This is a genomic window from Wylensekiella montiformis (assembly GCF_009697385.1).
Classification (GTDB): Bacteria; Bacillota; Negativicutes; order Selenomonadales; family Selenomonadaceae; genus Selenomonas_A; species Selenomonas_A montiformis.
The window spans coordinates 70470-88432 of sequence record NZ_VUNL01000004.1 but is presented as its reverse complement, the minus strand read 5'-3'; the positions used below and the strand labels follow the sequence as shown (position 1 = coordinate 88432).

The 17963-nt window shown below is 49.0% G+C and carries 20 protein-coding genes and 1 other annotated feature; all 20 genes read left to right on the top strand.

From position 1 onward, the window contains the following. Positions 1-7 precede the first annotated feature (7 nt). The 20 genes from FYJ78_RS04665 (at position 8) to FYJ78_RS04570 (ending at position 17961) form a co-directional block, all read left to right on the top strand. Positions 8-850 carry a MurR/RpiR family transcriptional regulator gene (locus FYJ78_RS04665; protein ID WP_195847870.1) on the top strand — a complete coding sequence of 281 codons (843 nt, stop codon included), beginning with the start codon at positions 8-10 and terminating at the stop codon, positions 848-850. A 13-nt stretch (positions 851-863) separates the two neighbouring features. Beyond that, positions 864-1583, top strand: coding sequence for an N-acetylmannosamine-6-phosphate 2-epimerase (locus tag FYJ78_RS04660; RefSeq protein WP_154620255.1), 720 nt, complete (start codon positions 864-866; stop codon positions 1581-1583). Positions 1584-1600: 17 nt separating this feature from the next. Beyond that, on the top strand, positions 1601-2362 hold the full coding sequence (gene nagB, locus FYJ78_RS04655) for a glucosamine-6-phosphate deaminase (protein WP_154620254.1): 762 nt from the start codon (positions 1601-1603) through the stop codon (positions 2360-2362). A 12-nt stretch (positions 2363-2374) separates the two neighbouring features. Then, entirely contained in the window at positions 2375-3757 is a 1383-nt protein-coding gene (gene nagE / locus FYJ78_RS04650) for an N-acetylglucosamine-specific PTS transporter subunit IIBC (protein ID WP_154620253.1), read from the top strand. After that, entirely contained in the window at positions 3754-4917 is a 1164-nt protein-coding gene (nagA, locus tag FYJ78_RS04645) for an N-acetylglucosamine-6-phosphate deacetylase (RefSeq protein WP_154620252.1), read from the top strand. The genes nagE and nagA overlap by 4 nt, the downstream gene beginning before the upstream one ends. A gap of 26 nt (positions 4918-4943) precedes the next feature. Further along, positions 4944-5417 (top strand): PTS sugar transporter subunit IIA, encoded by a 474-nt coding sequence (locus tag FYJ78_RS04640; protein WP_154620251.1) that lies wholly within the window; start codon positions 4944-4946, stop codon positions 5415-5417. A 100-nt stretch (positions 5418-5517) separates the two neighbouring features. Next, positions 5518-5792 (top strand) — a binding site (T-box leader). Positions 5793-5868: 76 nt separating this feature from the next. After that, positions 5869-7209 carry an MFS transporter gene (locus tag FYJ78_RS04635; RefSeq protein WP_154620250.1) on the top strand — a complete coding sequence of 447 codons (1341 nt, stop codon included), beginning with the start codon at positions 5869-5871 and terminating at the stop codon, positions 7207-7209. Between the two features lie 303 nt (positions 7210-7512). Next, positions 7513-8136, top strand: coding sequence for a hypothetical protein (locus tag FYJ78_RS04630; RefSeq protein WP_195847869.1), 624 nt, complete (start codon positions 7513-7515; stop codon positions 8134-8136). A 394-nt stretch (positions 8137-8530) separates the two neighbouring features. Next, positions 8531-8758 carry a DUF1659 domain-containing protein gene (locus tag FYJ78_RS04625; protein WP_154620248.1) on the top strand — a complete coding sequence of 76 codons (228 nt, stop codon included), beginning with the start codon at positions 8531-8533 and terminating at the stop codon, positions 8756-8758. A 36-nt stretch (positions 8759-8794) separates the two neighbouring features. Continuing rightward, on the top strand, positions 8795-9007 hold the full coding sequence (locus FYJ78_RS04620; protein ID WP_154620247.1) for a DUF2922 domain-containing protein: 213 nt from the start codon (positions 8795-8797) through the stop codon (positions 9005-9007). 17 nt (positions 9008-9024) lie between these two features. Next, complete coding sequence (locus tag FYJ78_RS04615; protein ID WP_154620246.1) at positions 9025-9171, top strand: YvrJ family protein; 147 nt, start codon at positions 9025-9027, stop codon at positions 9169-9171. Positions 9172-9379: 208 nt separating this feature from the next. Then, positions 9380-10735 carry a GumC family protein gene (locus FYJ78_RS04610; protein ID WP_154620245.1) on the top strand — a complete coding sequence of 452 codons (1356 nt, stop codon included), beginning with the start codon at positions 9380-9382 and terminating at the stop codon, positions 10733-10735. Beyond that, positions 10732-11835: a glycosyltransferase family 9 protein gene (locus FYJ78_RS04605; protein WP_154620244.1), complete on the top strand. Its 1104-nt coding sequence runs from the start codon at positions 10732-10734 to the stop codon at positions 11833-11835. The genes FYJ78_RS04610 and FYJ78_RS04605 overlap by 4 nt, the downstream gene beginning before the upstream one ends. Before the next feature lie 2 nt (positions 11836-11837). After that, the gene (gmhA, locus tag FYJ78_RS04600) at positions 11838-12395 is read left to right on the top strand and encodes a D-sedoheptulose 7-phosphate isomerase (RefSeq protein WP_154620243.1); all 558 of its coding nucleotides are present in this window, start codon (positions 11838-11840) and stop codon (positions 12393-12395) included. Position 12396: 1 nt separating this feature from the next. Next, a complete protein-coding gene (rfaE1, locus tag FYJ78_RS04595; protein ID WP_328597634.1) occupies positions 12397-13398 on the top strand; it encodes a D-glycero-beta-D-manno-heptose-7-phosphate kinase in 1002 nt (333 codons plus the stop codon). Beyond that, positions 13380-13913, top strand: a complete 534-nt coding sequence (locus FYJ78_RS04590; protein ID WP_154620242.1) for a glycosyltransferase family 9 protein — start codon at positions 13380-13382, stop codon at positions 13911-13913. Before rfaE1 ends, FYJ78_RS04590 begins: the two co-directional genes overlap by 19 nt. Then, the gene (locus FYJ78_RS04585; RefSeq protein WP_154620241.1) at positions 13885-14382 is read left to right on the top strand and encodes a glycosyltransferase family 9 protein; all 498 of its coding nucleotides are present in this window, start codon (positions 13885-13887) and stop codon (positions 14380-14382) included. Before FYJ78_RS04590 ends, FYJ78_RS04585 begins: the two co-directional genes overlap by 29 nt. Further along, on the top strand, positions 14376-15434 hold the full coding sequence (locus tag FYJ78_RS04580) for a glycosyltransferase family 2 protein (protein WP_154620240.1): 1059 nt from the start codon (positions 14376-14378) through the stop codon (positions 15432-15434). The genes FYJ78_RS04585 and FYJ78_RS04580 overlap by 7 nt, the downstream gene beginning before the upstream one ends. A 54-nt stretch (positions 15435-15488) precedes the next feature. Beyond that, positions 15489-16826, top strand: a complete 1338-nt coding sequence (locus tag FYJ78_RS04575) for an O-antigen ligase family protein (protein WP_328597644.1) — start codon at positions 15489-15491, stop codon at positions 16824-16826. A gap of 34 nt (positions 16827-16860) precedes the next feature. Further along, positions 16861-17961, top strand: coding sequence for a glycosyltransferase (locus FYJ78_RS04570; RefSeq protein WP_154620238.1), 1101 nt, complete (start codon positions 16861-16863; stop codon positions 17959-17961). Positions 17962-17963 lie beyond the last annotated feature (2 nt).

Genomic DNA, 17963 nt, shown 5'->3' with positions numbered 1-17963 from the left:
GATGGACATGAGTATTATGGGGAACCTTGACCGGCCCGATTTCCGGCCGTCCAAGGCGGATCGGAAGCTGATTGCCTACATGAAGGCGAACCCGGAAGAGGTTCCCGTCACGGCTATCGCCGAGCTGGCCCGGCGTGTCGGCATAGCGGAATCCACGGTGACACGCTTTGTGAAAAAGATGGGGTACGCCAGCTTTCATCTGTTCAAGGTCGGCTTTGCGGAAGAGTATACGCAGCGCCGGAACCGGCAGATCATCGACTGCAGCATATCGCCCGATGAGCCGGCGCGGATCACGGGACGCAAGCTTTTGGACGCCTATTGCGATGCGCTGGATCAGACGCTTGCGGCCCTGCCGGACGGACTCATCGAGCGCTGCGCGGACCGGATGCTGGCGGCGGAAGAGCTGTTCTTTATCGGACTCGGCAACTCGGGCTTTCTCGCGCGGGACGCCTCGTACAAATTTTTCCGGATCGGGCTGCGCAGCGAAAGCAGCGCGAACTCACACATCATGATGATGAAGGCCGCGCTTTCCGGCCCGGGGACGCTTTTTGTCGCGATCTCTCATTCGGGCGAGTCGCCGGAGGTGGTCGAGACGGTTCGGCTGGCCGGAGAGAACGGGGCTTCCCTGATGGCGATTACCGCCGCGCCATCGTCTGCGCTGGCACAGGCGGCGGAGGAAGTCCTTCCGTATGTCGGCCGGGAAACGCTGCTGGAGACAGGTTCCGTTTCGGTAAAGATGGCGCAGAGCTTTATTCTCGATCTGCTTTATACGCAGATCGTCAAGCAGCGCGCCGATCTGGCGGCGGAAAACAAACAGCGGACGGCGCTGGCCATGCGCCGCCTGCGGTAAGGGAGATGAGCATATGTTTTCGTTTGCAGAGCTCAAGGGGCGGCTGATCGTTTCCTGTCAGGCGCTTCCTGACGAACCGCTCTACGGCGCGCCGATCATGGGGCGCATGGCGCTCGCGGCGAAAGAAGGGGGAGCAGCGGCTATCCGCGCGCAGGGGACGGCGGATATTCGCGCGATCCGGGAGCTGGCCGGCCTGCCGGTTTTCGGACTGATTAAACGCAGCTATGCGGACTCGGATATTTATATCACGCCGACATCCGGCGAGGTCCGCGAGCTGATCGCGGCAGGCTGCGAGGTCATAGCGCTTGATATGACGGATCGCGTGCGCCCGCAGGGGGAGCGGACGGAAGATCTGGTGGCGCTGATCCATGCTGCCGGCCGGGCCGTACTGGCGGATATCTCCACCTATGAGGAGGGGCTGGAAGCGGCCGGAATCGGCGCAGACGCCGTCGCCACGACGATGTCCGGCTATACGCCGTATTCGCCGCAGACAGACGGCCCGGACATTGCGCTCGTGAAGCGGCTTGCGGCAGCGCTGCCGGTTCCGGTCTTTGCGGAGGGGCGCATCCGGACCGGGGAGGAGGTGAAGGCGGTCATGCAGGCCGGGGCCTTTGCCCCGATTATCGGCTCGGCCATCACCAGACCGCAGTGTATCGCGGCATCCTTTGCCCGCGCATTGGCGCCGGAATCCAGCCGCTCTGTACGGGCAGATCATGACGGCAGGACAGGATAAGAGAAAAGGGGATTGTTATGCGGATTATTTTTACCGAAGATTATGACGGCATGAGCCGGGAAGCGGCCAAGATCGTCGCGGGGCAGCTCTATCTGAAGCCCGCGAGCGTCCTGGGGCTGGCGACGGGGAGCACGCCGGTCGGACTGTATGACATGCTCATCAAGGTGCATGAGACGATCGGGCTGGATTTCTCTTCCGTTACGACGTTTAATCTGGATGAATACGTCGGGATGAACCCGGAAAATCCGGAAAGCTATCATTATTTCATGCAGGAGCATCTGTTTTCACGAGTCAATCTGGATCCGTCGCGCTGCTTTGTGCCCGACGGCATGGCGGAGGATCTGTCCGCGGAGGGACGGCGCTACGATGAGCGGATCCGCCGGGCCGGAGGGATCGATCTGCAGGTGCTCGGCATCGGCCAGAATGCGCATATCGGCTTCAATGAACCGGATATTCAGTTCGAGGCGATGACGCATAAGGTGCGTCTCGATGATGAGACGATCCGGGCCAATGCGCGCTTTTTCGAGCGGGAAGAGGATGTGCCGCGCTATGCGATCAGCCTCGGCATCCGCAATATCATGCTGGCCCGCCGCGTCGTGCTGCTGGCCAATGGCCCGAAAAAAGCGGAAGCCGTCCGCAAGGCGGTCTGCGGCAGCGTGACGCCGGAGGCACCGGCCTCCATCCTGCAGCTGCACCGGGACGTCACCGTCATTGTGGACCGGGATGCGGCGGCTTGTCTGCCGGAAGCGTGGAAACAGAATCACGTATATACCTTCTGAGGGGGAATCATCATGAACAATCTTTTGGAAAAACTTCAAAGCATCGGCAAAGCGCTGATGCTGCCGGTCGCCGTACTGCCGGCGGCAGCCCTGCTGCTGCGCCTCGGCGCGCCGGACGTATTCAATATCCCGTTCATCACCAAGGCCGGCGGCGCGGTCTTTGACAATCTGGCGCTGATCTTCGCCATCGGCATTGCCGTCGGTCTGGCGCGTGAAAACAACGGCGCAGCAGGCTTGGCCGGCGCCATCGGCTATCTGGTGCTGACCTCCGGCCTCAAGGCCATCGACAAGGATCTCAATATGAGCGTGCTGGCCGGTATCGTCAGCGGCATTGAGGCCGGGATTTTGTACAACCGCTATTATGACATCAAACTGCCGGAGTTTTTGGGATTCTTCTCGGGGCGGCGGTTTGTTCCGATCGTCACCGCCGTCGTATCCATCGTGCTGGCCGGAATCTTCGGCGTGATCTGGGGGCCGTGCCAGGCATTCATCCATGGCGTCGGCGAGTGGATCATAGGCGCCGGCGTCGTCGGTACCTTTGTCTATGGCGTGCTGAACCGCCTGCTGATCCCGTTCGGCCTTCATCATATCCTCAACAGCTTCATCTGGTTCGTGTTCGGCGAATACACGACGCCGGCCGGCGTCGTTGCGACCGGCGACCTCAACCGATTCTTTGCGGGCGACCCGCATGCAGGCATGTTCATGGCCGGCTTCTTTGTCATGATGATGTTCGGTATGCCGGCTGTGGCGCTGGCGATGTACCGCGCGGCCAAGCCGAAAAACCGTCCGAAGATCGCGGGTGCGCTGGCCTCCGTGGCCTTTACCTCTTTCCTGACCGGCATCACGGAGCCGATCGAGTTCATGTTCATGTTCCTCGCTCCGGCGCTCTATGCCGTTCACGCGGTGCTTACAGGGCTTGCCTTGTCCGTCACATACAGCATGGGCGTCCTGCACGGCTTCGGCTTTTCCGGCGGTGCGATCGACTATGTGCTCAACTGGGGGCTTGCGACGAAACCGGCGCTCATCATTCCCATCGGACTGGTCTTCTTTGTCCTTTATTATCTGATTTTCAGCTGGGGCATCCGTCACTTTGATATCCCGACCATCGGCCGGTATGACGATGAGACGGTAGAGGAAGACGGCGCCGTGGCCGCGGAAGAAAGCGCCTACATTCAGGCCCTGATCACCGGCCTCGGCGGCGAAGGAAATCTGCTGGAAATCTCCTCCTGCATCACGCGTCTGCGCCTCAAGGTGGGAAACAGCGAACTCGTGGACGAGGCGGAGCTCAAAAAACTGGGCGCTAAGGGCGTGATCCGCAAGGGACAGGCCGTGCAGGTCATTCTCGGCACGCAGGCTGAGCATGTGGCCGATGAAATGAAGAAGGTGTGCCGATGAAAGCCATACGAAACGGCCGCTGCATCCTGCCGGATGAAAACGGGGCCTTTGCCCTGCAGACGGGGAAAATCATTCTTTACGACGAGGACGCGGTCCGCGCGGTCGTGGAGGAAAAGGATTTCGATGCGGCAGGATGTGAAGAGATCCTCGATGCGGGCGGACGGTATGTCGCGCCGGGCTTTATCAACGTCCATATCCATGGCTGTGCGGGGAGCGACACCATGGACGACGATCCGGCCGCGATCCGGACGATGCAGCAGTTCCTGCCGCAGACCGGCGTCACTTCCTTCCTGCCGACGACCATGACCTGTGCCTGGGCGGACATCGCCGCGGCGCTTGGCCATGTGCGCGCCGCGATGAACGAGCCGCCTGCGGGCGCCCGCGTTCTCGGTGCGCACATGGAAGGCCCGTTCATCAGCGCCGAGAAAAAAGGCTCGCAGGATGCCCGCCATATTCTGCCGCCCGACTGGAGCCGTCTGGAACCCTATGCCGACGTCGTGCGCATCGTGACCGTCGCGCCTGAAACGCTGCCGGACGACACCTTCGCCCGCCGGTGCCAAAAGGCCGGCATCCGCGTCTCGATCGGCCATACGGCCGCGGATTATGAAACCGCGGTCCGGGCCGTGCGGGAACAGGGCATCGGGCGCTTTACCCACCTTTATGACGCCATGAGCGCCTTTCACCATCGCGCGCCGGGCGCGGTCGGCGCGGCCTTTGACACGGACGCCCGGGTCGAGCTCATCACCGACAACGTCCATTCCTGCCCCGCCGCCCAGCGGCTGGTATGGAAGGTGAAGGGGCGCGGCGGGATCCTTCTCATCACGGATTCCCTGCGCGCCTGCGGAGTGGGCGACGGTCCGTCTGAACTGGGCGGGCAGAAGGTGCTCGTGCGCGGCGAGCTGGCTACGCTGGAAGACGGAACGATAGCCGGCAGCGTAGCCGCCATGAACCGCTGCGTCCGCTTTTTCCGGGAGAATACCGGCGCATCGGTGCCGGAAGTCATCGAACTCGTCACAAAAAATCCGGCAGAGGATCTCGGGCTCTATGACCAGCTCGGCTCGATCGCTCCCGGCAAGCGGGCCGACTTTGCGATTTTTGATGAAGAAATCCGGATCTTTGCAGCCATTGTCGGCGGACGCTGCCGCTGGCAGGCCGGCTGACCCTGCCGGCAGAAAGGAAAACCGTTATGTTTGGATTTGGCAAAAAAGAAAAAAACATCGCCGCGCCGGTTGATGGGCGCATCATCGACATTACGGCGGTCGAAGACGAAGTATTCTCGCAGAAACTCATGGGAGACGGCTTTGCCGTCGAACCGGCGGAGGGGGCGGACACCATCGCCGCGCCCTCCGCCGGCACGGTCAGGCTGCTTGCCGACACCCTGCATGCCGTCGCCATCGACGCGGACGGTCTGGAAGTGCTGATTCACATCGGACTGGACACCGTCGAACTCGGCGGGAAAGGCTTTGCGGCACTGACGCGGCAGGGCGCAAACGTTCATCGCGGCGATCCGCTGATCCGCTTTGACGCAGGCATCATCCGCGGGGAAGGAAAACCGCTTACGACGATGGTCGTTCTCACGAACGGCGCGCAAAAAGCCAGCCGCATCGACAAGCATCTCGACCGGCCCGAAGGCGTTCTCAACGTGCGCCTTTCCTCCTGATGCACGGTTTTGCGAAAAAAATCAGCGCCCGGGGTTGACAACTTTACATCTTGGCGCTATGATAATATCCATAAGTTGCAAATCACAATACTCACAAAAGAAACAGTTGATGACGAGAAAGAGTATGCTTCCGCTGAGACGCATAGCGAGCCGGAGATGGTGAAAGCCGGCAGTACAGCAGAAGAGGAAAATCCTCTCCGAGACATGGCGCTGAACCCGACAGCAAGTAGGCGGCCACGGTTTCTCCCCGTTACCGGAGACGCGTATGATGGTACGTTGCAGACAAAAAGTGTTTTCCCGGCCAGAGTACGTTGAGGTGCCATGAGCAAATCATGGAATCTGGGTGGTAACGCGGAATAATGGTCCGTCCCTGTAATGGGGACGGGCTTTTTTATTTTCTGTATGCTTTTATCCGATGTTTTTATGGAGATTATCTTAGGAGGAATCATTTATGGAACAACTTGACTTTGCCAGCCTGAAACGGCGGCGCGACCTGCGCATCATCCTGCCGGTATTTCTGGTATCCATCATCGCCTGCATCGACCGCGTAAACGTCGCCTACGCCAAGCTCACCATGACGCAGGACCTGCCGTGGATTACGCCGGAAGTATTCGGCATGGGCGCCGGCATTTTCTTCATCGGCTATCTGCTTTTTGAGATTCCCGGCTCGCTTGTCGCGGCAAAATTCTCCGCGACGAAATGGATTGCCCGCATCATGTTCACCTGGGGGCTGGTCTGCGTAGGCATGGCCTTCATCACGACAGAATTCCAGTTCTTCCTCTGCCGCTTCCTGCTCGGCGCATCGGAAGCCAGCCTGTACCCGGTCATCTACTCGGTACTCTTCCCGCGCTGGTTCACAGCCGGTGAGCGCTCCCGGGCGACCAGCCTGATGCTCACCAGCCTGCTGCTCTCGAACATCATCGGCGCGCCGATCGCCGGCGTACTGCTCGAAACCTCCTTCTTCGGCATGCACGGCTGGCAGGAACTCTTCATCCTCGAAGCCGTTCCCGCGCTGGCCTTTGCCGTGTTCTTCTTCTTCTGCGTCAAGGACCGCCCGGATCAGGTCAGCTGGCTGAGCGACGCGGAAAAGGAATATCTGACCGGGCAGTTCCAGCAGGAACAGGCCCGTATGCAGGCCCGCAAAAAATACACCGTCCTTCAGGCTTTCCATGATCCCAAAGTGCTCAAGCTCTGCCTGATCTACTTCCTCTGGGTCGTTGGTTTCTGGGGCTTCTACTTCTGGATGCCGACCGTCCTCAAGGAACTCTCCGGCCTTTCCACCTCCCTGCTCGGCGGCGCCATCGCCATCCCCATGACCGCGGCGCTCGTCGTCCAGCTCATCATCAGCAAGACCGCGACCATGACCGGCGACAAAGTATGGCACGTCGCCGGCGCCCTCTTCGTCGGCGCAGTCGGCCTCGGCTTCTCGCCGTTTGCCTCAAGCCTCGGCATGGCGCTCTTCCTCGTCTGCCTCTCCGCGATCGGCATCCATGCGGCCATGGGCGTATGGTGGACCATCCCGACAACCTTCCTGACCGGTCCCGCCGCCGCCGGCTCCATCGCGCTCATCAACTCCTGCGGCAACCTCGGAGGCTGGGTCGGCCCGAACATGATGGCCTGGGTCAAAACCACGACGGGAAGCTTTGACATCGGCTACTACATCATGGGCGCCTTCATGCTCGCGAGCGGCCTGCTCGTCCTGACTGTCAAATACAAATTCAACGGTCAGGTGCGCGACGATGCCGATCCCGCGGCCGCAGAAAAAAACGCCGCTCCCGCCGTCGAAGCCTGAGCTGCCGCCGGCTGTTTCGTAGATTCGCGGGCAAAGGTTCAAACCTTTAATGGAATCCTTTTAGAGTGGACAGAAAAAAGAGAATCCGTCTGCTTTTTACGGATGAAAATCCAGTGAACATCCGGTCCATACCAGAAAGACGCTGCATGTACGCACATGCCGGCGTCTTTTTCTTATTCCATAACTTATGGATAATTTTAGAAAAAAGTATAAAAATTATTAAAAACAATATTGAACAATATGAAACTTTGGTTCATAATAAGGGGGAACAAGTAATCTTTAGGGATTATATTATAAGGGGCGATGAGCTTGAAGAAAAATTTGTTATTCCAAACCCTGCCGTCAGCAGATCAAGTCGATGGAATCTGGCCTTACACGGCTGGAAACGGCGGGGAGAGCACCATGATCCTGCTGCGCACGGGAAAAAAAGTCGCGCTGACAAACTGCGCTATCTTCACAGTTGCCGATATCTATGCCGCGCGCGAGGATAAAATCTTCCGACTGATCGGCAGGCACTATGCACGGAGCGTCGGCAGGAGTCACGGCAGCATCTACCCGCTTTCGCCGGACATGACGCTCGTCGGGATGAAATACCGGACGCCGGTCTGCTCTACGCACCAGACGACCATGGCCTATATCAACGTCGCCCATCCGGCATACATCATAGACCACCCGCATTGCAGCCGCTTTGGCGCCGTAGCCTTTCCCTCCGGCACCTGCATGCCGCTTCTCTGGGGAAAAGAAACCATCGGGCGGAAACTGCACGAAGGGCGGGACGCGCATCATCTCCTCCTCGCCCGGGAATACTGGCGCATCCGGCAGGCCGAAGAAGAACTCATCGATCCGGATCACTGGAAAGGCCGCGGCCCTGAGCCGCCGCAACACACCGGCCAGCCAGCGGACGAACAAAGCGCCTCCTCAGCCTGATCCCCGCGCTTTCAAAAGCCTTCCCCCTCGGGGGAAGGTGGGTGAGCAAAGCAAACCCGGAAGAGTGGCTTTCCCCGCACTCCATAAGAAGCATCATCTCCGCACTTCCAAAAGCCTTCCCCCTCGGGGGAAGGTGGGTGAGCAAAGCTCACCCGGAAGAGGGGCGTCCCCCACGCCCCGTAAGAAGCATCGTCCCCGCACTTTTAAAAGCCTTCCCCCTCGGGGGAAGGTGGGTGAGCAAAGCGAACCCGGAAGAGGGGCTTTCCCTTTTGCAAAAAATATTCCTTTTTCTGGTTGCTTTTTTCCTCTTTCCCTCCATGTATATAAGTGAAGGGGGTAAGGAACCGGCCTCCCGGACATCAATCTTGACACATCAGGAAAGGAAGGATTCACCATGGCAACACGCAGCAAAGCAACCAGCCGCCTCATCCTCAAATTCACCGAGGGAGACGGCGCCGAGGGCAAAGCATATCAGCGCTCGTTCAACCATTTCAACCCCGCGCTCACCGACGAGCAAATCTACCAGCTCGGCAGCGCACTCGGAGCCTTGCAGACGGCACACGTCGTCGGCATCGTCCGTCAGGACACCGCCGCGATCGAAGCCAGCAGCCCGGCAGCCTGAGCCGCCGGCGGGAACCAGAGAAAGGAGTAACCAATCATGACTACGACACTGAAAATGATCCTGAAACTCGAAAACGGCAAGACGACCACCATGTCCCTGTCCCAGCCGCGCCCCAACCTCACCAAAAAGGAAGTCGACGACTTTCTGGACTCGCTCATCGCAGCCAAAGCCGTAATGGTCGAAAGCTCCCCGGTGGCCTCCGTCAAAAAGATCTATCTTCACGACGCCAGCGACCGTGAGCTTGCCTGACCGGGCGGGAGGCCAGTATGGAACAAACCGTACTTACCGCCATCTCCACCGTCGGCTTTCCCATCGTCGTCACCTTCTACCTGCTCACCCGCTTCCAGCGCTCCATGGACCAGTTCACCGAACAGATCGGCGAGCTGGTAAAGGAACTGCATAGAAGGCCCTAAAAACCGCATAACCCCCTCCCTGAACGCCCCTGTTTTCAGCCGCATCACCCGGCCGGAAACAGGGGCGTTTTTGCGTTTCGCGCCAGAAGGAAAACTTCTTCTCCCTGCCGTCAGAAAAAATTGACACAAAAAACACCGAATGATATGATTGCAATATACATAGATATAATTCGTGCGAAATACAACAAATAATAGAGGAGAGAATTACATGGAAAAAGAAGACAGCATCGACCTGGGGCGTCTGTGGCAGATTTTGCTTGAACGCAAGAAGGTGGTAGGGGGGATCATCCTTTCCTGTACGCTCCTTGCGACCGTCATCGCCTTCATCTTGCCGAAGCAATATGAGTCCACCACGCTGGTACAGACCCGCAGTGCCGGCAAGGACATCGGCGGAGCTGCCGCCATGGCCGCGGCCATGGGTGTAAACCTTGGCGGCAGCAGCAATACTGCTTCGCCGACCAACTATATCGAACTCATGAAGAGCCGCCGCGTCCTTGAACCGATCATCGATCAGCTTGACTGGCCGGACCCGGACAAAAAACCAGATGCCAAAGCTTTTGCCAAAACAAACCTCGATATCAAGAACACAAAACAGACGAACCTTATTGAAGTGACGGCGAAGGGCAGAACGCCGGAAGAGGCCCAGATGATCTCGCAGGGAGTCGTGGACAACTTCCTGACCATGCAGACCGAAAACAGCCAGCAGACTCAGAGCCTGTTGGTCCGATTCCTCAATGAACGCATTGAGACGGCAAAAAACGAAGCAGACGATGCAGCTGCCAAACTGGCTGCTTTCCAAAAAGAACACAAAATCTACAGTCCGAGCGATCAGGCAAAGCTTGCCATCGAACAACTCAATGCCTATGACAAGGCCATCGGCGATATGAAAGTACAGCAAAAAGCGGCTCAGGCGCAGTATGACGTAGCTACGCAGAAACTCGGTGAGCAGAAAGCCGGATCTGCCAACTACAACATCAACGACAACAGCACCGTCCAGAGCATTCGTGCGCAAATCGTCGCAAAGGAAGTCGAACTCGTAGGACTGCGCCAGCAATACACCGACAATCATCCATCCGTCATTGCCGCACAGCGTCAGCTGCGCCAGCTCAATCAGTCGCTTGCGGATGAAGTCGGCGCAGTCATCGGTTCGAATGCTGCCAGCCTCAATACGGCGCAGATGGAACTCTTGAAAAATCAAGCCGTCGCACAGGCTCAAGCCAGCGCAGCAAGTGCCAGCGAAGCCGCCATCCAGGCAAAAAAAGCTGAAAAAGAAAATGAAGCTGGAAAACTTCCGGATGACATGATGACCTACATCCAGCTCGACAGCGAAGCCAAAATCAAACAGCAAATCTACACCAGCCTCGTCCAGCAGTGCGAGCAGGATAAGATTCAGGAAGCTATGGAAAGCATGGATATCCAGATCATCGATTCGGCTAATTTGCCGGATGAAGACAAACCAAGTGCGCCTAAGAAGAAGCTTATCATAGCGATTGGTTTTGTTTTCGGGTGCATTCTTTCACTGGGCTATAGTTTGATTATATACAATAGGAGAACTTGGGAATGAGTCGCCAATATGCTGAACGAAATAACCCTTTATTAAAAAAATTAGATAAGTGGTTAGGTTGTCCAATATTATATTTTCTTGGAATTTTCCATAAAAAACGGAAGCAGCCTAATTCTTATAAAAATATAGCATTGATAAAGACGGCGGCTGTTGGAGATACGATTGTTCTCAGTGCTATGGTAGCCGAAATAAAGAAAGCAATTCCTAAAGCGAACATAACGGTTATTTGTTCTAAGAATAATGCAGCAATGGTTAAGACGCTCTCTGGCATTGATAAGATTGAAATCTTTGTTATGAAGAGTCCTTATAAATCGTTACAGAGGATAAAATCTTTAGGAAATTATGACTTAGTACTAGACTTTGGGCCATGGCCTCGTATTAATGGCCTTATAGCATGGCAGTTAACGGCAGATTTTAAAGTTGGATTCTATCGACCAGATACTCATCGCCATTATATTTATGATTGCAAAGTAGAGCATTCGGATGAACTACATGAAATCGAAAACTATCGCAATATTCTACGTGGTGCAGCTATAGAACCAGTAGGGTTGCTGCCGGATTTGCGTACAAACCAGCGTGTTCGCAATGATAAGTATGTTGTTTTTCATCTTTTTCCCGGCGGTGCTATGGACATGCAACGTCGTTGGTTAAATGAGCGTTGGGTGGAACTTGCTGGCGCAATTTATAGGAAATATGGTACAAAAATTCTGCTAAGTGGTGGCTCTGCTGACAGTGAAGAAGCTTCTCAAGTTTGTGCAACATTGACTGCATATGGAATACCCGCAGAAAGTATTGCAGGGAAATACTCCCTCGCTGATATGGCTAGCGTGTTGCAGTATGCCAAACTGGTTGTATCAGTCAATACAGGAATCATGCACTATGCTGCAGCTGTGGGGGCACCATTAGTAGCTATTCATGGCGCTACGTCAGAGGTGCGTTGGGGGCCGCTAAGTAATAATTCCGTAGTGGTAAAAAGCAGCCCTGCTTGTCAGCCATGTATCAGCTTGGGGTTTGAGTCAAATTGTACTAAGCCAATTTGTATGGAAAACGTAACCGTAAATATGGTAATGAGTGCTGTAGAGAAAGTTTTGGAGGCATGAATATGGATTTTCGGAAAACGATAGAGGCACATGAACAGGCTGTGGCAGCGCTGAAGGCTGATTGCCTGCCAGAATTGGAGAAGATGGCTGAAATATGTCGACAGGCCATAAAAAGCGATCACAAAATCATGCTCTGCGGCAACGGTGGAAGCGCTGCGGATAGTCAGCATATTGCCGCAGAATTTGTGGGCAGATTCGTCAAAGAGCGGCAAGGGCTTCCGTCTATTGCATTTACCACAGATACCTCTATCTTAACAGCAATTGGCAATGACTATGGCTATGATGAAGTATTTCGCCGTCAGGTAGAAGCTTTGGGACGGGAAGGGGATGTCCTGATTGGTATCTCTACTTCTGGCAATAGTGGAAATATTATCAAGGCATTCGAACAGGCAAAAAAACAGGGCGTGAAAACATTGGCCCTAACAGGTCAGAAAGATAGCAAAATGAGTGCGCTGGCGGATATTACATTGAAAGTTCCGGCCCCGGTAACTGCTCGCGTGCAGGAATGCCATATCATGATTGGGCATATGATTTGCGAATACATTGACGAGGAGTATTAAGGTGGATGCGAGTACCAAGGCAGAAATAATCGATTTTCTGGAAAACAAAGTACAGGATTGTAAAATTCTGGTTATCGGCGATGTGATGCTTGACCGTTACTTTTATGGCAATGTCACACGAATATCTCCAGAAGCTCCTGTGCCAGTCAATTGCATCGACAGAAAAAAAGATACGCTTGGCGGTGCTGCAAACGTAGCGCATAATTTGGCAAGGCTGGGCTGTCAGACCTATTTAGCCGGGGCAATCGGTGATGACCATCACGGCAGACTTCTGATCAGAGAATTGAAGAAACAGGGGATAAATACCAAAGGGATAATCCTTGGCCGGGAAAAGACCACGACCAAAGTCAGAGTATTAGGCGGACATCAGCAGATGATGCGTCTGGACTTTGAGGAAACGGACAGCATCGCGGAAAATGCAGAACATGAATTAAAAACATTTATCGACAAAATCATTGACAGTGGTGTAAATGCTGTAATTATTTCCGACTATGGCAAAGGAATGTGTACAGAAGAACTGTGCCAGTATGCGATAAAGAAATGTGAGGAAAAATCCATGCCCATACTCGTTGACCCCAAAGGCAACAACTGGGGAAAATATCGCGGAGCAAGTTACATCACACCCAATGTAAAAGAAGCAGGAGAAGTATTAGGACGGAAATTGCCTAATGAAACAGATAGCCTGCGAGATGCAGCTAAGGAAATCTATGAAAAATATGCCGTAGATTCCGTTATGATAACTCGCTCCGAAAAAGGAATCAGCATATTTGGAGATACAGAAATAACAATTCCCACAGTAGCGCAGGAAGTATTTGATGTGTCTGGGGCAGGCGATACGGTGATTTCAGAATTTACAGCAGGCATTGGAGCTGATTTGTCCATTCCAACATCTATTGAGATGGCAAATTGTGCAGCTGGAATCGAAGTTAGTAAATTGGGAACGTATGCTGTGGATAAAGAAGAAGTCTTGGCAGCATTGAAACAATGGCAAAGCGATATTTGATAGTAAAAATTGCAGCAATTGGTGATGTTATAATGGCACTGCCAATGGTTGAAGAAATTCGAAAATTAGATAAAAATGCGGATATTACATGGATCTGTGGTAAAAGCATATTGCCTTTGTTGGAAAAATTTTCAATTGATCATATTATTTCCATAGATGATAAAAAATTATATTCGGGTACATTATTTCAGAAATTATCAGTTATTTTTCGGACGTGGAGGGCAATCGGATGGAAGAAATATGATGTTATAGCATTAGCCCATGCGGATAGGCGCTATAGGGCGTTAGTATTGATTGCTAGAAGTAATTGTTATAACATGTTTAGCCATAAACTCGGAATAATGAAACCTGTACCAGGAAGAGCACATACTGACGAATATGTATCACTTATTAATCCTAAAAACAAAAAGAGGCTACATTCAGCGAGTTATAAAAATGTGGATTTAAATTCTGTATATAAAAAATTTCTGTTAAAGGATAGTAAATGTGTTCTTTTGTCTTCGGGGGGTACGTAAGAACATAGATAGCCGGTGGTGTAGGAAATGGCCAATAGATAATTATGTTGAACTGGTCAATTTGCTAATTGATAAGAATGTTAGAGTAATTATAACTGGTGCACCTAGTGATGAATGGGTTAGTCAATATTTTCATGGACTTGATATAATCAATTTGATCGGAAAAACAAGTCTTGTAGATTTAATAGGGATTTTTTCAAACGTAGATGCAATTGTAACATATGATTCAGAACCAATGCATTTAGCTGGAATGACAGAAACGTATTTAGTAGCATTGTTTGGACCAACATCGCCAGCTGATTTTCTGCCTAATAGAGATAATGTAGTATGTTTGTGTAAAGTCGAGGAATTAGCATGTAGCCCATGTTATGATGGTAAGTATTATTCTGCGTGTAAGCAAAATACTTGCATGATGAAAATAAAACCGAAAGAGGTTTTTAAATTATTGAAGGAGCGTTTAAATTGTTGAGGGATCCTTTAGTTAGTATTATAGTTCCAGTGTATAATGCAGAGAAATTTTTATCTAGATGTTTGGCTTCTTTAGTCGGTCAAACATATAAGAATATAGAAATAGTTGTGGTTAATGATGGTTCTAGTGACAAAAGTCAAGATATAATAAATGAGTTTCGAATGGAATGCAATGCTATTAAAGCGTTTTTAATAAAAAATAGTGGTGCAGGTGAAGCTAGAAATTACGCATTTCAATATATTACTGGTGAATTGGTTATGTTTGTAGATGCGGATGATTGGATAGATGAAGATTGCGTTTATAAATGTGTAAATTATTTCAAAGAATATAAAGATTTAGAGTGTGTTATTTTTCCCTATATAAGAGAGTTTTATGGTTTATCACGAAAAAATAATATGCTTGGAGATAAAACAGTATATTTCCATGGCGATGGAAATATACTGTATCGAAGATTGTTTGGATTGGTCGGAAAAGAAAAAGCTTGTCCTGCTAGTTTAGATGATTTAAACCTTTCAATGTGTAAAATGTATTATACAAAATTTATGCAAAATAAGTTTTTTCCCAAAAGAGATGATATCGTAGCTGGAGAGGATTTATGGTATAATTTAAAAGTTTTCGAACATATGAATAATATATTATATACAACGGATACATATTATCATTACAACAAAGAAAATGATAAATCCGTAACTAAGATATACAGGAAAGATGATGTTGATAAATTTAAAAACCTATTTAAATTTATGGAAAATACAATAATAAAAAATAATTTATCAGATGTATATAAAGAAGCATTGAATAATAGAAAAGTTTTATCTATAACGAATTATGTGCGTAATATCATGAATAGTGACATGGGATATAAAGAAAAAAGTTTGGGACTATTTGAGGTGCTATCAAGAAAAGATATTATAAAAAGCTTTAAGAGCTTTGATTTTAAATATCTTCCATTACATTGGAAATTATTTTTTTGGTTGTGTAAAAAACAATATATAAAAATTTTAATGATTATATCTATGCTGGGAGAAAAGTTTAAATATTTTTTTAAATAGGTGATCATAGTGATTATAAATGAAAAAATAGCATTTAAATTATTTTTTTTGGCAGTGGTTATGTTGCCATTTAATGGCACATTGATAATAGATGCACTGAGTCGTATTTCAAAACATGGACAAACCTATCCGGTCTTATTATTAGTCGTTTTTGGCTTGTGCTTTTGTTTGATGAAAAAGAAAATTATTTTGCCCAAAAGAACAGATGCGATAATATATTTATTCTTTTTGGTAAGTGTGTTGTTATCCGGTGTGACGAATGTTTTTGGAATGAATGAATTGGTCTTTCAAGGAAAAAATGGCATTTATACATATATTATAAGTTTATTTAAATTAATGTTGTTTTATATTGTTCCTTTAATGATTATAAATATATTTCATTCTCGCAAAGAATCGTTGATAAATATTTTTGAACGTGGAGTGCATGTGTCAATTATAATTGTAGTATTGTATTCGTTTGTAGAGTTATTATCTTTAATGGGGGGGCCTATTGGAATAGAATTAAAAGAATTCATAGATAATAATTTTATAAATATAGGAAGAAATTCTAGTGATATAGTTGATTTAACTCAAATGGTGCGAGTGCACTCTGTAGCTAGTGAAGCATCATATTTTGCTATGTATGTCCTTTTTGTTATTCCGTATATAATTAAATTGTGTATAGAAAAAAGTAATTATAGAATCATTTATGTATTATTGTTCATATATTTTACATTATTATTGGTGTTTTCGTTTTCGCGAACAGCTTATTTTGGTTATGTATTGATGACAATGTTTACAATTATTGCGGTACGTAGATATGTAAACGTAAAAAAAATATTATTGGGAATAACAATGGTTGTATTATTGCTAGGAATTATATTCTTCAATGATGATGACTTAGTAAATATGATGATAAATGTATTTTTCTCATTTAATAATGATACAGGCTTCTTAGGATCAAATGCTGCAAGATTTGGATCAACAGTTGCCGCATTGAAAATATTTACAGATTATCCAATATGTGGTGTAGGATGGGGAGAGTACGGATTTTATGCCAGCGATTATTATCCCCAATGGGCATGGATATCTCAGGAAATTATGATTTGGAGTTCCAATACAACTGTTGATGGGGATTGGCCTCCAGTTCATAATTTGTATGCAAAATTGTTAGCTGAAACTGGTGCGCTGGGGCTTATATCTTTTGTGATTATGTTTATTAGATGTTTGTATGTGATATACCAGCAATATCTGTTGTCTGAAAATGAAAAAAGGAGATCTTGGATTGTTTTTGGAATTTCCTTTTTTTCATTACTATTAAGTGCTTTCAATGTTGATAGTATTTATTATATATATTGGATTATGATTGGCGTATTATGGAAAGACTATAAACTAGTGCCAAATAATCGATAAAATGTAATTTTTGATGGATAAAAGGTGATAACTTTTGGGGAAAATTCTTATTGCTTCTAGGTGGTATAAACCTGAGAAAAATCCACGTGCTTTTCGTACTTATGAATTGGTAGAAGAATTACTAAAACGAGGGAATATAATTACGACTTTTTTACCTGAAGATGCACAAGTAGCAAGCCGAGTTAATAATATGACAGTACCACATGGAGAGATGAAAAAAAGTGTTTTGAGAAGAAAAAAGTCTTCCTTTGGTGGTCTTAGAAGTGCGTTTGTATATTTTATAGGCGAAGGACCAACAATGGTAAGATATGCATTTTGTTTATATAAAATGATAAGAAAGCATTTGTTGGTACATAATGATTATGATGTTATCATATCTATTAGTTACCCATTTTATGTGAATGTAGCTTTAGCTTTTATAAAGAAATTCACTTCGCAATCGACAGTCTTGATTGCCGATTGTGGTGATCCATTATATAAAAATCCTAATTTTAAAAAGGCTTTTTATTTAAAATATTTTGAGAAATGGGTGTTGAATCAGTTTGACTATGTGACTATCCCGATTGAGGCTGCTAGAAATAATTATTTGGAATACTTGCCACCAGAAAAAATAAAGGTTATTCCGCAAGGATTTAAGTTGATGGATATTCCAGATAGTGCTTATCGAAAAAATGCAGTGCCGACTTTTGGATATGCTGGTGTGTTTTACGAGTCTATCCGTAATCCACGTTTCTTTTTTGAGTATTTGCTTACCTTAAAGCAGGATTTTTGTTTTGTCGTTTATGCTATCGCAGATGCCTTTACAGCTGGTTTGTTAGCAGAATACAAGGAGAAACTAGGAGATAAGCTAGAGATACGGGAGGCGGTTGACAGGGAAGTCTTGATTCCTGAAATGGCGACATGGGATTTTGTTATTAACTTTGATAATGACAACAGTAATCAAAGGCCAAGTAAGCTGATTGATTATGCCATGAGTAAGCGACCAATCCTTAGTTTTAATCAGGCAACATTTAAGTCAGAAGTGTTTGCGGCATTTATGCAGGGAGATTACAACGGGCAGGAACATATTGATTTGTCTCAGTACGATATACGCACTGTGGTAGATAAATTCGAAAAATTATTTTACCAAAAATAAGC

Bases quoted from the DNA above. Each gene is read 5' to 3' on its own strand.
- nagA (WP_154620252.1), top strand. From the start codon at position 3,754: ATGAAAGCCATACGAAACGGCCGCTGCATCCTGCCGGATGAAAACGGG.
- FYJ78_RS04605 (WP_154620244.1), top strand. From the start codon at position 10,732: ATGAGTCGCCAATATGCTGAACGAAATAACCCTTTATTAAAAAAATTA.
- FYJ78_RS04660 (WP_154620255.1), top strand. From the start codon at position 864: ATGTTTTCGTTTGCAGAGCTCAAGGGGCGGCTGATCGTTTCCTGTCAG.
- FYJ78_RS04640 (WP_154620251.1), top strand. From the start codon at position 4,944: ATGTTTGGATTTGGCAAAAAAGAAAAAAACATCGCCGCGCCGGTTGAT.
- FYJ78_RS04610 (WP_154620245.1), top strand. From the start codon at position 9,380: ATGGAAAAAGAAGACAGCATCGACCTGGGGCGTCTGTGGCAGATTTTG.
- FYJ78_RS04590 (WP_154620242.1), top strand. From the start codon at position 13,380: ATGGCAAAGCGATATTTGATAGTAAAAATTGCAGCAATTGGTGATGTT.
- nagB (WP_154620254.1), top strand. From the start codon at position 1,601: ATGCGGATTATTTTTACCGAAGATTATGACGGCATGAGCCGGGAAGCG.
- gmhA (WP_154620243.1), top strand. From the start codon at position 11,838: ATGGATTTTCGGAAAACGATAGAGGCACATGAACAGGCTGTGGCAGCG.
- FYJ78_RS04665 (WP_195847870.1), top strand. From the start codon at position 8: ATGAGTATTATGGGGAACCTTGACCGGCCCGATTTCCGGCCGTCCAAG.
- FYJ78_RS04625 (WP_154620248.1), top strand. From the start codon at position 8,531: ATGGCAACACGCAGCAAAGCAACCAGCCGCCTCATCCTCAAATTCACC.
- FYJ78_RS04635 (WP_154620250.1), top strand. From the start codon at position 5,869: ATGGAACAACTTGACTTTGCCAGCCTGAAACGGCGGCGCGACCTGCGC.
- nagE (WP_154620253.1), top strand. From the start codon at position 2,375: ATGAACAATCTTTTGGAAAAACTTCAAAGCATCGGCAAAGCGCTGATG.
- FYJ78_RS04630 (WP_195847869.1), top strand. From the start codon at position 7,513: ATGAGCTTGAAGAAAAATTTGTTATTCCAAACCCTGCCGTCAGCAGAT.
- FYJ78_RS04615 (WP_154620246.1), top strand. From the start codon at position 9,025: ATGGAACAAACCGTACTTACCGCCATCTCCACCGTCGGCTTTCCCATC.
- FYJ78_RS04620 (WP_154620247.1), top strand. From the start codon at position 8,795: ATGACTACGACACTGAAAATGATCCTGAAACTCGAAAACGGCAAGACG.